The 15,470-nt window shown below is 66.8% G+C and carries 13 protein-coding genes; 3 read left to right on the top strand and 10 right to left on the bottom strand.

The features are described from left to right. Positions 1-127: 127 nt before the first annotated feature. The 10 genes from HWX31_RS17170 to HWX31_RS17215 all read right to left on the bottom strand — a co-directional run bounded on the left by HWX31_RS17170 (position 128) and on the right by HWX31_RS17215 (position 11,715). A complete protein-coding gene (locus HWX31_RS17170) occupies positions 128-487 on the bottom strand; it encodes a hypothetical protein (protein WP_059527968.1) in 360 nt (119 codons plus the stop codon). A gap of 260 nt (positions 488-747) precedes the next feature. Next, positions 748-1,080, bottom strand: coding sequence for a cytochrome o ubiquinol oxidase subunit IV (gene cyoD / locus HWX31_RS17175; protein ID WP_059480081.1), 333 nt, complete (start codon positions 1,078-1,080; stop codon positions 748-750). After that, positions 1,081-1,695, bottom strand: a complete 615-nt coding sequence (gene cyoC / locus HWX31_RS17180; RefSeq protein WP_059527971.1) for a cytochrome o ubiquinol oxidase subunit III — start codon at positions 1,693-1,695, stop codon at positions 1,081-1,083. It lies immediately after the preceding gene. Further along, positions 1,695-3,704 (bottom strand): cytochrome o ubiquinol oxidase subunit I, encoded by a 2,010-nt coding sequence (gene cyoB / locus HWX31_RS17185; RefSeq protein ID WP_174965468.1) that lies wholly within the window; start codon positions 3,702-3,704, stop codon positions 1,695-1,697. Before cyoB ends, cyoC begins: the two co-directional genes overlap by 1 nt. 3 nt (positions 3,705-3,707) lie before the next feature. Continuing rightward, positions 3,708-4,595, bottom strand: coding sequence for a ubiquinol oxidase subunit II (cyoA, locus tag HWX31_RS17190; protein WP_174965469.1), 888 nt, complete (start codon positions 4,593-4,595; stop codon positions 3,708-3,710). Positions 4,596-4,796: 201 nt separating this feature from the next. Further along, a complete protein-coding gene (locus HWX31_RS17195; RefSeq protein WP_174965470.1) occupies positions 4,797-6,326 on the bottom strand; it encodes a complex I subunit 4 family protein in 1,530 nt (509 codons plus the stop codon). Positions 6,327-6,798: 472 nt separating this feature from the next. Continuing rightward, a complete protein-coding gene (locus HWX31_RS17200) occupies positions 6,799-7,851 on the bottom strand; it encodes a FecCD family ABC transporter permease (protein WP_174965471.1) in 1,053 nt (350 codons plus the stop codon). Beyond that, the gene (locus HWX31_RS17205; RefSeq protein ID WP_244143761.1) at positions 7,848-8,822 is read right to left on the bottom strand and encodes an ABC transporter substrate-binding protein; all 975 of its coding nucleotides are present in this window, start codon (positions 8,820-8,822) and stop codon (positions 7,848-7,850) included. Before HWX31_RS17205 ends, HWX31_RS17200 begins: the two co-directional genes overlap by 4 nt. Positions 8,823-8,827: 5 nt before the next feature. Then, positions 8,828-9,625, bottom strand: coding sequence for an ABC transporter ATP-binding protein (locus HWX31_RS17210; protein ID WP_174965490.1), 798 nt, complete (start codon positions 9,623-9,625; stop codon positions 8,828-8,830). Between the two features lie 2 nt (positions 9,626-9,627). Beyond that, positions 9,628-11,715 carry a TonB-dependent receptor gene (locus tag HWX31_RS17215; RefSeq protein ID WP_174965473.1) on the bottom strand — a complete coding sequence of 696 codons (2,088 nt, stop codon included), beginning with the start codon at positions 11,713-11,715 and terminating at the stop codon, positions 9,628-9,630. Positions 11,716-12,542: 827 nt separating this feature from the next. Here HWX31_RS17215 and HWX31_RS17220 point away from each other — a divergent pair. From HWX31_RS17220 to HWX31_RS17230, 3 genes are read left to right on the top strand one after another with little or no spacing between them, the layout of a single operon-like run. Continuing rightward, complete coding sequence (locus tag HWX31_RS17220) at positions 12,543-13,565, top strand: aldolase catalytic domain-containing protein (RefSeq protein ID WP_174965474.1); 1,023 nt, start codon at positions 12,543-12,545, stop codon at positions 13,563-13,565. After that, positions 13,566-14,720, top strand: coding sequence for an isocitrate/isopropylmalate dehydrogenase family protein (locus HWX31_RS17225; protein ID WP_174965475.1), 1,155 nt, complete (start codon positions 13,566-13,568; stop codon positions 14,718-14,720). It abuts the gene before it with no gap. Positions 14,721-14,749: 29 nt separating this feature from the next. After that, positions 14,750-15,448, top strand: coding sequence for an RraA family protein (locus tag HWX31_RS17230; RefSeq protein ID WP_174965476.1), 699 nt, complete (start codon positions 14,750-14,752; stop codon positions 15,446-15,448). Positions 15,449-15,470: the final 22 nt, after the last annotated feature.

Below are 15,470 nucleotides of genomic sequence, written 5' to 3' on the forward strand. Positions count from 1 at the left end.
CTGACACCATTCGGCATTTGCCCACGTTTCCGGCACAAGCCGGAAAACAAACAAAAACCCCACGCTCTTCGACAAGCGTGGGGTTCGTCGGCAGCCGGAACCGCCCCGGCGGCGGCGCGCCTGCTAATCAGCGCCAGCCGTTATGACGGCCCCGATCGTGATCCCAGTGGCCGCGGTCGTCCCAGCCGCGATGGTGGCGATACCACTCGTCGCGCCCCCAGTAGCGGCGGCCGTCCCAGTAGCGATCGCCGTGCCAGCCGATCACGATGGCCGGCGCAGGCGCCGCATACACCGGCGCGCCATACACCGGCGCCGGCTGGTAGACGACCGGCGGCGGAGGCGGCGGCACATACACCGGCGCGGGCGCGACGTAGACCGGCGCCGGCACGCCGACGTTGATCCCGACATTGACACCCGCCATTGCTGCGCCCGACAGGAGCAACGCCGCGGTACCTGTGATGAGCGACGCAACACGCAAGGTCTTCATGGATTCCTCTTCTGGTTGTTTCGTGGGTGATTCGACTATAGCGGCATGCGACGCGCGCGCATATTTCAAGTTTGTAAGAACTGATGCGCGGGATCGCAACCCGAACGGCGCGCTAACGTCTTGTAACATTCGCGCCCCTGGCGCGTCGGTGCGGCCCGCGCGCAGGCCGCGGGCGGCGGGAATGACAGCGCGCGCGGACGGACAAAAAAAAGAGCGGCACATGGCGTGCCGCTCTGCTTGTTTCGGGAACCGCTGCCGCGTTACCGCGACATCATGTTCATGCTGACGTTGTGCATCACCCACAGCGTGCCGACGATCAGGATGGCCGCGGTCAGCACTGTATAGCTGAACGCCATCACGTTCCAGCGCTGCCCCGACGAGCTGTTCATGTGCAGGAAGTACACGAGGTGCACGACGATCTGCACGAACGCGAGCACCGCGAGCGCGATCAGCGACGCATGCGGCGACAGCACGCCGCCGAGCACGAGACCGAACGACGCGGCCGTGAGCAGCACCGACAGGATGAAGCCGGCGATGTAGCCGCCGACGCTGCCGTGCCCTTCTTCGAGTTGAGACGAATGCGAATGGGCCATTTAGATCACGCTCGCAAGATAGACAAAGGAAAACACGCAGATCCACACGATGTCGAGGAAGTGCCAGAACAGGCTCAGGCACGTCAGGCGCCGGATGTCGCGCTCGGTCAGCTCGCGACCGAACGCGATCTGCGCGGCCAGCACGATCATCCATACGAGACCGGCGCTCACGTGCAGCCCGTGCGTGCCGACCAGCGTGAAGAACGCCGACAGGAACGCGCTGCGCTGCGGGCCCGCGCCTTCCGCGATCAGGTGCGAGAACTCGCGCAGCTCCATCGCGAGAAACGCCGCGCCGAGCACGAACGTCACCGCGAGCCAGACCAGCGTCGCACCGCGCTTGCCGCGGTGCGCGCCGAGCATCGCGAAACCGTACGTGATGCTGGAGAGCAGCAGCGCGGCGGTCTCGACCGCGACGCCCGGAATGTCGAACAGGTCCTTCGCGGTCGGGCCGCCGGCGTACTGGTTGCCGAGCACCGCGAAGGTCGCGAACAGCGCCGCGAAGATCACGCAGTCGGTCATCAGGTACAGCCAGAAGCCGAACACCGAATGCGACGGCGGATGGTCGTGGTCGTCGGCGTGGCCGACCAGGTTTGCGCTCAAGGTTTTCTGCAACATCAGTTGGCCTCCAGTTCCACGTCGTCGACGCGCGGCGCAGTCGCGCGCGCAGCGTGTCGCGGCTCCTCGATTCGCCGCACCGTGGAAGCGGGAATGTAATAACCGTCGTTATTGCGCGAGCTGTAGATCACCAGCGTCGCGACGATGCCGGCCAGCCCGCCGATCGCGAGCCACCAGATGTGCCATACGAGCGCGAAGCCGAGCAGCAGGCTGAACACGCCGACGAACAGGCCGGCGCTCGTATTCGACGGCATGTGGATGTCGCGGTACGCCGCGCTCTTGCCCTGCCCTTCGCCGCGCGCCTTCATGTCGGCGAATGCGTCGAGCGTGCGCACCTGCGGGATCGTCGCGAAGTTGTACGCCGGCGGCGGCGACGTCGTCGCCCATTCCAGCGTGCGGCCGCCCCACGGGTCGCCCGTCGTGTCGCGGGATTGCGGCAGGTTGCGGTTGCGGATGCTGACCACGAGCTGCAGCAGCTGGCACGCGATGCCGATCGCGATCAGCACGGCGCCGAACGCGGCAACGAGCAGCCACGGATGCCACGCCGGGTTGTCGTAATGGTTCAGGCGGCGCGTCATGCCCATGAAGCCGAGCACGTACAGCGGCACGAATGCGACGTAGAAGCCGACCTGCCAGAACCAGAACGCGGCCTTGCCGAGCTTCTCGTTCAGCTTGAAGCCGAACGCCTTCGGGAACCAGTAGTTGAAGCCCGCGAGATAGCCGAACAGCACGCCGCCGATGATCACGTTGTGGAAGTGCGCGATCAGGAACAGGCTGTTGTGCAGCACGAAGTCCGCGCCGGGGATCGCCATCATCACGCCGGTCATCCCGCCGAGCGTGAACGTGACCATGAAGCCGATCGTCCACAGCACCGGCGTCGAGAATTCGATCCGGCCGCGATACATCGTAAACAGCCAGTTGAACACCTTCACGCCGGTCGGGATCGCGATGATCATCGTCATGATGCCGAAGAACGCGTTGACGTTCGCGCCCGAGCCCATCGTGAAGAAGTGATGCAGCCACACGAGGAACGACAGCACCATGATCGCGCAGGTCGCGTACACCATCGTCTTGTAGCCGAACAGCGGCTTCTTCGCGAACGTCGCGATGACTTCCGAGAAGATCCCGAACGCCGGCAGGATCAGGATGTACACCTCCGGATGCCCCCACGCCCAGATCAGGTTCAGGTACAGCATCGCGTTGCCGCCGGCTTCGTTCGTGAAGAAGTGCATGCCGAGGTAGCGGTCGAGGCCGAGCAGCGCGAGCGTCGCGGTCAGGATCGGGAACGACGCCATGATCAGCACGTTCGTGCACAGCACGGTCCACGTGAACACCGGCATCTTCATCAGCGACATGCCCGGCGCGCGCATCTTGATGATCGTCACGAAGAAGTTGACGCCCGTCAGCAGCGTGCCGACGCCGGAAATCTGCAGCGCCCACAGGTAGTAGTCGACCCCCACGCCCGGGCTGTACTGCAGCTCGGACAGCGGCGGATACGCGAGCCAGCCCGTCTGCGCGAACTCGCCGATCACGAGCGAGATGTTGATCAGGATCGCGCTGACCGCCGTCATCCAGAAGGAGAGCGAGTTGATGAACGGGAACGCGACGTCGCGCGCGCCGATCTGCAGCGGCACGATCAGGTTCATCAGGCCGACCATGAACACCATCGCCATGAAGAAGATCATGATCACGCCGTGCGCGGTGAAGATCTGGTCGTAGTGATGCGGCGGCAGGAAGCCGGGCGCGTTGTACGAAAGCGCGAGCTGCAGGCGCATCATGATCGCGTCCGCGAAGCCGCGCAGCAGCATGATGAATGCGACGATGATGTACATCACGCCGATCTTCTTGTGATCGACCGACGTGAGCCATTCGCTCCACAGCCATTTCCACCGGCCGGTGATCGTCAGTGCGGCGAGTATGCCCAGCACGACGAGCCCCATGAAGGCGCCCGCCCCCATGATGATGGGCTGATCGAACGGGATCGCCGAAAGTGTCAGTTTGCCGAACATGCGTTACCCCTTCGTGCCGCAGGCGGCGTCCTTCAGGTCGAGGACGTGGCCATCGTTGTATTTCGCGATGATGTTGTGGAACAGCTTCGGATCGACCGACGAGAAGTAGCGCACCGGCGCCTTCTCGCTCGGCTGCGCGACCGTGCCGTACACGGCCATGTCGAGCCGGTCGGACGACGCCCTCACCTTCCGCACCCATGCATCGAACTGCTCGCGCGGCTCGGCGAGCGTGCGGAACTTCATGTCGGAGAAGCCGCGGCCGCTGAAGTTGGCCGACGTGCCCGCGTAATCGCCCGCTTCATCGGCGATCAGGTGCAGGCGCGTCTGCATGCCGGCCATCGCATAGACCTGGCCGCCGAGCTGCGGGATGAAGAACGAGTTCATCACCGAGTCCGACGTGATGCGGAAATTCACCGGCGTACCCACGGGAATCGCGAGCTGGTTGACCGACGCAATGCCGAGCTCCGGATAGATGAACAGCCACTTCCAGTCGAGCGCGACGACTTCGACGTCGATCGGCTTGACCGACGACTCGAGCGGCTTGTACGGGTCGAGCTCGTGGGTGGTCTTCCACGTGAGGATGCCGAGAAACAGGATGATCAGCGTCGGCACCGTCCAGATCACGACCTCGATCGCGGTCGAATGCGACCAGTCCGGCGCATACGTCGCGTTGCGGTTCGACGCGCGATAGCGCCACGCGAAGTACAGCGTCAGCAGGATCACCGGCACGACGACGATCAGCATCGCCCACGTCGACGTCGCGATCAGCGCTTTCTCGGCGGCGCCGATGCTGCCTTTCGGATTCAGCACGTCGAGGTTGCAGCCGGACAAACTCAAGGTTACGGCGAGCGGCAGCAGTCTCGACGCGCCTTTCAAAGCCTTTCTTTTCATTACACAGCCTGGTTGTCTATGAATCCATCCACGCCCGATGCGCATTCGATCCACGAAAGTGGCCGCATCTTACGGCGACTGGATTTGCTGAAAATCAACAAATGCGACAAATGATCGTTGCAGAATTTGCTGTGTGTCAGATTGTCGCGGGGCTGCGACGCATGCGCGCAAGCAGCACCCTGCACACGGGCGTCGCGGCGATCAGCCGTGCACCGACGCCACGAACGAAGACTGCGCCGGCGCCGTGCCGTCCCCGTCCGGCACCTTCGATTGGCCGGCCTCGTCGATCAGGCGCGCGACCGTCGGATCGATCGCGTCGGTGAACGGCTTCGGATCGACGCCGACCATCAGCACGATCAGCGCGAGCGACGCGAACACCACGATCTCGCGGCGGTTCAGGTCGACGAGCTGCGCGATGCGCGGGCTCGCGACCTTGCCGAATACGACCCGCTTGAGCATCCACAGCGTGTACGACGCGCTCAGAATCAGCGTCAGCGCCGCCAGCGCGCCGATCCAGAAGTTGAAGCGGATCGCGCCCATGATGATCATGAATTCGCCGACGAACCCCGACGTGCCGGGCAGCCCCACGTTCGCCATCGAGAACAGCAGCGCGAACGCCGCGAAGCGCGGCATCACGTTCGCGACGCCGCCGTATTCGGCGATCGCGCGGGTGTTCGTACGGTCGGACAGCACGCTCACGCAGAGCAGCATCGCGCCCGCGACGAAGCCGTACGACACGAGCTGCACGATCGCGCCTTCGACGCCGATCCGGTTGAACAGGAACAGCCCGAGCGTGACGAGCCCCATGTGCGCGACCGTCGAATACGCGAGCAGCTTGCCGAGATCGGTTTGCGCGAGCGCGAGCAGGCTCGCGTAGATGATCGCGAACAGCGACAGCGCGATCACGGCCGGCGCGAAGAAATGGCTCGCGTCCGGCGTGATCGGCAGCGCGAAGCGCAGGAAGCCGTAGCCGCCGAGCTTCAGCATGCCGAGCATCAGCGCGGCGCCGGTCGGGCCGTCCGAGTAGACGTCGCGCAGCCACGTATGAACCGGCCACATCGGCACCTTGACCGCGAAGGCCGCGAAGAAGCCGAGGAACACCAGCAGCTGCGGCGCAAAGCCGAGCTGCAGCGTGCGCCACACGCTCATGTCGAACGTGTGCGACTTCGCGTACAGGTACAGCATCGCCATCAGCAGCAGCAGCGAGCCCGCGAGCGAGATGAAGAAGAACTTCACCGCCGCATGCACGCGGTTTTCGCGGCCCCACGTGCCGATCAGCAGGTAGAGCGGGATCAGCGTCGCTTCGAAGAAGATGAAGAACAGCAGGCCGTCCTGCGCCGTGAACACGCCCACCATCAGTCCCGACAGGATCAGGAACGACGCGAGGTATTGCGCGACGCGCACCGTGACGGACTCCCATGACGCGACGACGATCACGAACGTCGTGAAGGCGGTCAGCACGACGAGCCATAGCGACGCGCCGTCGATCCCGAGGCGCCAGCCCGCACCGAATGCCGCGAGCCAGTCGCGGTGCTCGACGAACTGCATCGCGGCCGAATGCGTGTCGAAGCCCGCGACCAGCGGCACGACGGTCGCGAGCCCGGCGAGCGCGCCGGCGAGCGCGATCAGCCGCGTGCGGCGCGGATGACGGTCGGAACCGGCGCGCAGCAGGAACGCGCCGAACAGGATCGGAACCCAGATGGCCAGGCTCAGAATGGGAAAAGCTTGCATGTCGGTAAAGCCCTGAGAGTGTCGCGCGCTGGATCGGGGACAGGCGCGACGAAAGGAACGAAATAGACTTGAAAGGTATATTTCGTGGATCACCGGTGTCGGGCAAATGTAAAGCGGCATCCTACGAAAGCTTGATGCCGGTCAAGCGCAGCCGGGTTAACCAGCATAAAGCGGTTGATTATTTTTTGCAGCGCAGCAAGCATGCGCCGCAAATGCCTGCGTCAAATCGTTGATTTTCTTGTATTTATTTTGTGCGAAGCAGCAACGGCAAGGCACTCGATCATGGCCTGGATACGACATTTTTGAGACGGGGAGTCGTCAGCGTATCCGGCAGATTGCGCCTGGTGAAATTCAGCGCATCAGAATTCGGACATCATTTTCTTACATCGATATTTTCATTTTTATTACGGATTAGCCGAACGGAAGGTTCATTTCGTCGCATTCATTCCCGCCTGCGCCGGTTGCCACGCGGTCAACTCCGCCGCAGCAACACGACGAAGAACAGGCTGCCGAACAACGCGGTCACCACGCCGATCGGCAGATCCTCCGGCGCCGCGAGCGTGCGTGCGGCCACGTCGGCCCACACCAGCAGGATCGCGCCCGTCAGCGCGGCGACGGGCAGCAGCCGGCCATGCTCCGCGCCGACGATGCGCCGGCACAGATGCGGCGTCACCAGCCCGACGAAGCCGATCGCGCCGCTCACCGCGACCATCGCGCCCGTCGCGAACGATGCGATCACGAACACCTCGCGGCGCATGCGCGCGCTCGGCACGCCGAGCGCCGCCGCCGCGACGTCGCCCGACATCAGCGCGTTGAGCTCGCGGCGCCGCGCAACCAGCGCGCCGCCGGCCAGCACCGCACACACGGCCGGGACCGGCAACAGGTCCCAGCGCGCGAGGCCGACGCCGCCGAGCATCCAGAACAGCACCGACGCCGTCGCGCGCGGATCGCCGAGATACAGCATCAGATTGCCGAGCGCAGCCATCATGAACGACACCGACACGCCCGCGAGCAGCAGCCGCTCCGGTTCGAGCCGGCCGCGCCGGTACGCGAGCGCGATCACGCAGGCCGTCGCGGCGAGCGCGCCCGCGAACGCGGCCATCGACAGCGTGAACGGCCCGAACGCGGCGCCGAAGCCGAGCGTCGCGGCGACCGCGCCGAGCATCGCGCCGGCGCTGACGCCGAGCAGGTGCGGGTCCGCGAGGCGATTCGCAGTCGCGGCCTGCAGCGCGACGCCGACGCTCGCGAGCGTCGCGCCGACGAGCGCCGCGAGCAGCGCGCGCGGAATCCGGATCAGCCAGACGATGCTGTCGTCGCCAAGGTTTCCGCCGAGCGGCCCATCGAGCGGCGCCGCATGGTCGAGCGCAGCCGAGACGTGCGCGACGACGATCCGCGCAACCTGTGCGGGCGCGATCGACGCTGCCCCGAACGCGGCCGACAGCACGACCGACACCGCCAGCAGCACCGCGAGCAGCGGCAGCGCGATGCCCGCGCGCAGCCGCGCGGCCCGGACCGGCCCGCTCATCGCGGCGCGCGCGCGAACGCGGCCGGATACAGCGCGCGCGCAATCGTCTCGACGGCCGCGACGTTCTCCGGGCCCGGCGTCGCCGCGTCGTACGGAATCACGACGAAGCGCCGGTCGCGAATCGCGGCGACGCGCGCCAGCGCCGGCTGGCTCATGAGGAAGCGCTTCTTCTGCTCGGCGGTCACGGCCGAGTAATCGACGATCACGATCGCCTGCGGATCGCGCTCGACGACGCTCTCCCAGCTCACCTGCGTCCAGCTGCGCGGCACGTCGTCCATCACGTTGCGTGCGCCTGCCGCGGCCAGCAGCGCGGTCGGCATCGCGAGGCTGCCCGCCGTCGTCGGCTTGTCGGTGCCGCTGTCGTAGACGAACACCCGCGGCGGCGGCCCGGCGGTGGCGACCGTGCGCGCGACCGCCGCGAGCCGCTTGCGCATCGCCTCGACGAGCTGCTGGGCGCGCGCCTCCACCGCGAAGATGCGGCCGAGGTTGTGCAGGTCGCGGAACACGTCGTCGAACGACGCGGGCGGCCGCGACATCACGTGCGAGCACGACTCCGTCAGCTCATACGTGCGGATGCCGAACGGCGCGAGCGTGTCGGGCGTCACCGGGCCGCCGACGTGCATCCCGTAGCCCCACCCTGCGAGGTAGAAATCGGCGCGCGCCGCGACCAGCACCTCGAGCGACGGATACTGGCTCGCGAGCTCGGGCACGCCGGCGAGCGCGGCGCGCAGCCGCCCGTTGCCGGTTTTCCAGCCGCCGATGCCCGTGTACCCGGCGAGCCGGTCTTTCAGGCCGAGCGCGAGCATCATCCCGGTCAGGTTGGCGTCGTTGCTCACGGCGCGGGCCGGCGCACGGTCGAACGTCACGTCGCGGCCGCAGCTGCGCACCGTGACGGGATAGGCGCTTGCGTGCGCGGCGGCGCAGCCCAGCGCGACGGCGGCGAACAGGCGCCGCAGGACGGGGATCGGCATGAGAGTCATTCCGGATGAAGCGGCGTATGGAGTGGCGTGATGCGCGGCCGGCCCGTGACCGGATGGTGGTCGACGAGCGCGGCGACGCCGAACACGTCGCGCAGCATGTCTTCCGTCAGCACGTCGTCCGGCGCGCCGGACGCGACCACCCTGCCGTGCGCGAGCACGTAGAGCCGGTCGCAGTACGCCGCCGCGAGGTTGAGATCGTGAATCGTCGCGAGCGTGGGGATGCCGAGGCGCCTCACCCGCGCGAGCAGTTCGAGCTGATGGCGCAGGTCGAGATGGTTCGTCGGCTCGTCGAGCAACAGCAGCTCCGGCTGCTGGACGAGCGCGCGCGCCAGCAGCGCCCGCTGCTTCTCGCCGCCCGACAGCGACGCGAACGGCTGCGCGCGCCGCGCCAGCAAGCCGACGTCGTGCAGTGCGCGCTCGACGATCCGGGCGTCGTCGGCCGTGTCCGCGTCGAACAGCCCCTTGTGCGGCGTGCGCCCCATCCACGCGAGCTCGTCGACGGTCAGCCCGAAGTCGTCGGGCGTTTCCTGCTGGAGCACGGCGACCCGCTGTGCGACCGCGCGCGGCCGCATGCGCCAGACGTCCTGCGCGTCGAGCGCGACGCTGCCGCCGTCGGGCCGTGTGTAGCGGAACACGCAGCGCAGCAGGCTCGTCTTGCCGCTGCCGTTCGGGCCGACGAGCCCGACGAACTCGCCCGCGCCGACCGCAAGCGACACCGTGTCGAGCACGGTCGGCACGCCGGCAGGCGACCAGCTCACGCGATCGATCGACAGCATCGGCGTGCGCACCGTCATCGCTAGAAGCGCAGCGTCGCGACGAGCTCCGCCGAGCGCGCGGGGCCGAGCAGCCATTGCTCGCCGCCGTTCGACGTCGTCATCGCATACGTGCGGTTCGCCAGGTTGCGCAGGTAGAGCGCAAGATCGACGCGCGACGTCGCACGCCACAGCAGCGACGCGTCGAACACCGTGTACGACGGGATCGACACGCGGTTCGCATCGTCGCCGTAGGTGCGGCCGACGTAGCGCATGCCGGCATTCGCCTGCCAGCCCTGCGCGAACGCCCAGCCGAGCCACAGATTCGCGGTTTGCCTCGGCACGTTGGCCGGCACGCTGCCGGCCCGCGAAACCGCGACGCCGCCGATCGTCTGGTTGAACTCGTCATAGCGCGCGCGCAGCAGCGCGACGTTTGCATCGACCGTCCAGCCGTGCGGCAGCCGCGCGCCGCCCGTCAGTTCGACGCCGCGCGACGACTGGCGGCCGACCTGCCGGCGCAGCGCCGGATTGAGCGGGTCGGTGCTGAGCAGGTTGCGCTTCGTGATGTCGTACACGGCGAACGTCCAGTACGCGCGGCCGTCGGCGAGCGTCTGCTTGACGCCCGCCTCCCATTGCTCGCCCGTCGCGAGCCGGTAGTTCGCCTGCGACGCCGACAGCGTCACGAGCGAGCCGAGCCCCTCCGCGCCCGTCGTGTATTGCGCATACGCGGACAGCGTCGGCGTGACCTCGAACACGAAACCGGTGCGCCAGCCGACGTTCGCGAAGCGCTTGTCGAAGCCGGCGCCCGTGCCCGCCTGCTCGCGGCGGTACGCGACATGGTCGTAGCGCAGCCCGCTCACCCACGCGACGCGCGGCAGCACTTCGAGACGGTTCTCGGCGAAAATCGCGGCCTGGCGCGTGCGCGTGCTGAATTGCGGCACGGTCGGGTCCGGGCTCGCGAACACGCCGGGATCGAAGCCATGCGCGTTCACCGTCGATGCGCCGCGATACGGCGAATTGTTGCTGCCGTCGAACGTGATCTGGTTGAATTCCGCGCCGATCACGAAGCGGTTCGCGCGGCCCAGCAGCCGGCCGTCGAGCCGCGCGCTGATGCGATCGCCGATCTGCCGCTGGTGATGGCCGATCTCGAGGTAGTCGCTGCGCGTCACGCGGCCCGCCGACGCGTCGAGCGCATAGGACTCCGCATTGCGCCAGTGGCGATTGGACGTCAGATAGTAGAGCTGGTTGTCGATTCGCACGCCGGCCGTCGGCCGGTACGTGGCCGATAGCCGCGTCCACTGGTCGTAGTAGGAAATCGTCGCATCGCCGACGTTGTAGTTCAGCTTGCGCAGCGTCGAATCGAGCACGCCGTTCGGGGCCGGCACGCCGTAGTAGGTCGCCGGCTTCTGGCGGCCGTAGTCGTAGTCGAGCGTCAGCGTGAACTGCGGGCTCGCATCGAATTTCAGCGCGCCGCCGAACGCCGTCGTATGGGTATCGGCCCGTGCCGCGAGCCCGTTGGCACGCGCGTCGCTCGCGTAGAACCGGTACGACAGCCGCGAACCGAGCGCGCCTGTCGTGTCGAACGCGACGCGCTTGCCGCCGCCCGTGTCGACGCCCGTCTGCAGCGTCGTCTCGCGGACGGACTGCGGCCGCTTCGGCACCACGTTCACGACGCCGCCGATCGCGCCCTCTCCATACAGCACCGACGCCGGACCGCGCAATACCTCGAGGCGGTCGACCGACCACGCATCGAACGGAAACGTGATCGTGCCCGCGGCGGGAAGGAGTCGTACGCCGTCGAGCAGCGTCATGACCGACTCCTGGCCGCCGAAGCCGCGCACGCTGAGCGCGGTGCCGCCGTTGCCGGGCGCGGCCGCGCTCGAAAAGCCGGTCGCGCGGGTCACCGCGTCGAGTATCGTGTGGTCGCCGCGCGTCGCGATCGCCTCCGCCGTGACGGTCTCGACGCTCGCCGGCGTGTCGAGACTCGACAGGCCGAGCCGCGAACCGGTGTCGAGCACGCGCGACAGCGGATCGAGCGGCACACCTTGCGCGGTGACGTCGATCGCCGGCAGCGCGTGCGGCGCGGCAGCGGCTGCCGCGGCCTGCGCTGCAAGCGCGCCGGAAGTCGTCATCGCGCAGGTCAGCATCGTCGTGCAACCGCGCCGCGTGTGAGCCAGCCACGCTCTGCGCCGGCGCGGCGGGCTGTGTCGACGCGCCGGTGATGGTGTTGTTCTCGTCACTTCGTATCGATCTTCGTGTGGTCTCGCCGCGCGCGAAACCACGCACCGGCAGCTGGCGCGCCGGTCGGCGACGCAATCTTCCGATGATACATTATATCGCCATGCATTGTCAGGCAATTGTCAGCCGGCGGCAGCCCATGCGGTGTCGCGCAACCCGGGCCGGATGGTCTGCGGCTGCATACGACGCCGGCTCGCACGAGAATGTCGGCATGCTCCGAAAAGTCCGGACGTCGCGCCATCTTCAGACTCGGTCCAAACTCCATCTCGGACCCATGTGTCAATACTCCAAATTGGCATAACCTAATTCAGTTAATACACCGGAATAAATTCCCCAGAAATTCGCCGTTGCGTCATTCGATGTTCATTCAAAAATCGTAATGCGCGAGCCGTCTCGCACCATAGTCGATCGACCGGCGACCGCTTGCGGAGCATGCCCGCTCAAGCATGGTGCGATCGCCCAACGAACGTGCACACAGGCCAGCGCGCCCGCTCATGCACGACGTATCACGTCGCCGCCTGCATCGTCCGCGCCCCGCGATTCACCGTTGCCTAATTCCACCATCGGCAATCATCCTCAAGGATGATGACGCTCATTGTTTCATCGCTTAAATTTCCTCCAACAACAACACATAAGAAAAGATCAATAAAAGAATCGGCTGCGCCATATTCAAAGCTTGCATTTCGTTTCGTTTTCCCAACTCTTTAAACGAGGCATAGAAATGAACGACATCATCATCACCGACGTTACCCTGCGGGATGGCGGCTATCGGAACAACTTCAATTTCACGACCGAATTCGCCGTCGAGACGACGCGCAGGCTCGCGCACGCAGGCATCCCGTACGTCGAGATCGGGTACCGGAAAGGGTCGTTCGTGCGCAAGAACGAGCACGGGCTCACCAGCGCGGTCGATGAAAGCTATATCGACGCGCTCGTCGATGCCGCCGACGGAAAAACGAATCTCTGCGTGATGGTGCACCCGCGCAACATCGACAACGGCGACCTGGAAATGCTCGCGGATCGCGGCGTCGCGATGGTCCGCGTCTGCCTGCGCCGCGATCAGCTGGACGAGGGTCTCGGCACGATCGTGAGCGCGAAGCGGCACGGCCTGAAGGTCAGCGCGAACGTCACGCACGTGACGACGATGCCGCTGAACGCCATCACCGAAATGTCGGTGCGCGCCGAGGATGCGGGCGCGGATCTCGTCGTCTACGCCGACTCCAACGGCAACATGATCCCGTCCGACACGGAGCGGCTGATCAGCAAGCTCGCCAGCCGCGTCGCGGTGCCGCTCGGCTTCCATGCGCACAACAACCTGTCGCTCGCGCTGTCGAATGCGCTCGCCGCGGTCGACGCCGGCGCCGAATACATCGACGCATCGCTGTGCGGCATGGGCAAGGGCGCCGGCAACCTGCACCTGAGCATGATCGTCGCGTACCTCGACCGCCTCGACCAGCCGACCCGCTACGATCTCGTCAAGGTGCTCGAACTGTCGTCGTACGCCGCGCAGCACGTCACCGAGAGCAGCCTCCCTGCGCCGCTCATCGACATCATGCTGGGCGCGTACAACATCTCGTTCGACGCGAAGCAGAAGATCGCGGCGACGCTCGCCGACAACTCCGATGCCGAGTGGTTCCGCACGCTGCGCCGCGTGCGCGACGAGCGCAAGACCAGCGAGGCCGCCACGGCGCGACCGCACGCATCGCCCGCACACCCGGCCGAAACGCGCGTCGGAGCACTCTGAATGAATGCACGCTCCAACATCCATCCGGGCCGGCCGCTGCGCATCTGCGTGCTGCCCGGTGACGGCATCGGCGTCGAAGTCACGCACGCCGCGCTGCCGGTGCTCGACGCGCTCGGCATTCCGAGCGAACTGAGCTTCGGCGACATCGGCTGGGAGTGCTGGCGCACCGGCGGCGATCCGGTTCCCGACGCCACGTGGGACAAGATCGCCGCGAGCGACGCAACGCTGCTCGGCGCCATCACCAGCAAGCCGATGCGCGAAGCGGAAGGCGAGCTCGCGGCCGAGCTGCGCGGCAAGGGCTTGCAGTACGTGTCGCCGGTCATCCAGCTGCGGCAAAAACTCAATCTCTTCGCGAACGTCCGGCCGATCGTCGACGTGCTGGGCCCCGACCGCTACCGGTTCGCGGTGATTCGCGAAAACACCGAGGGCCTGTACGCCGGGCTGGATTTCCCGGGCATTCCCGCGGAATTCGAGGCGGTGCTGTCGCGCCACGAGCGCGCCGGCGCGCCGTGGCAGCACGTCGCGGCGGCAGATGCGTCGATGGCCGTGCGGCTGCAGACCCGCAACGGCCTCACCCGCCTGTTCCGCTTCGCGTTCGACTACGCGCAGCGGCACGGCTTCGACAAGGTGACGCTCGCCGACAAGCCGAACGTGCTGCGCCATAGCGGCGCGTTCGCACGGGACATCATCGAAGCGGTCGCCGCCGACTATCCGGGGATTGCCGTCGGCATCGACAACGTCGACGCCGTCGCGCTGTGGATGGTCAGGCGTCCGGAACGATTCGGCGTGATCGTCGCGGAGAACATGTTCGGCGACATCCTGTCGGATCTCGGCGCGGGCGTCATGGGCGGCCTCGGGCTCGCCCCCAGCGCGAACATCGGCGAGTCCGGCGCGTACTTCGAGCCGGTGCACGGCAGCGCACCCGCGCACGCCGGACTCGGCAAGGCCAATCCGAGCGCGATGTTCCTCACGATTGCGCTGCTGCTCGATCACTTCGGCTACGCGAACGAGGCGACCGCGATCCGCTCGGCGGTGTGCGACGTCGCGCGCTCCGATTGCCGCACCTACGACCTGGGCGGCACGTCGACGACGAGCGAAGTCGCCGACGCCATCGTCGAGCGCTGCGCGCTCGAGCTGTCGTCGACCCGATCCTAGGACGCCCTCCTCTACCGAGACCCATCAAGATGACCAGCCTTCAACCCATCGCGAACGACAACGATCTCCTGGCCGCCTGTCGGAATCTCGACACCGCGTCCCTGTCGGATGCGCTCGACAGCCTGCGCATCTCGGGCGGCCTTCACGGCCTCGTGCCGCGCGTGGCGGGTGCGCGCTGCGCGGGCTTCGCGTACACGGTCCGCTACGAGCCGGTGAGCGACACCGCCGGCTTCAGGAACGCCGCGAACTACATCGACGACGTGCCCACCGATTCGGTGATCGTCTCGAGCAACGCGGGCCGAACCGACTGCACGGTATGGGGCGACATCCTCACGCACTTCGCGGTGAGCCGCAACATCCGCGGGACCGTCATCGACGGCGCCGCGCGCGACATCGGCACCGTCAGGCAGTTCAACTACCCGCTGTTCAGCCGGGCGGTCTTCATGCAGACCGCGAAGAACCGCGCACAACTTCAGGCGACCCAGGTGCCGGTCGACGTGAGCGGCGTGGTCGTGCATCCCGGCGACCTGATCGTGTGCGACGACAACGGCTGCATCGCGATCCCGAAGCAGCACGCCGAAGAAGTGATCAAACGCGCGCTCGCGATCGAGCAGACCGAATCGCGCATCATCGCCGCCGTCACCGAAGGATCGAGCCTCGCCGACGCCCGCCGCCTGCATCGCTACGACCAGCCGTGGCTGCCGGCCGCCGGCACGAACGCGAACTGACCCGCCGGGCCCGATGGCGCAG

Origin of the sequence: Burkholderia ubonensis, assembly GCF_902833085.1 — a bacterium.
Classification (GTDB): domain Bacteria; phylum Pseudomonadota; class Gammaproteobacteria; order Burkholderiales; family Burkholderiaceae; genus Burkholderia; species Burkholderia ubonensis.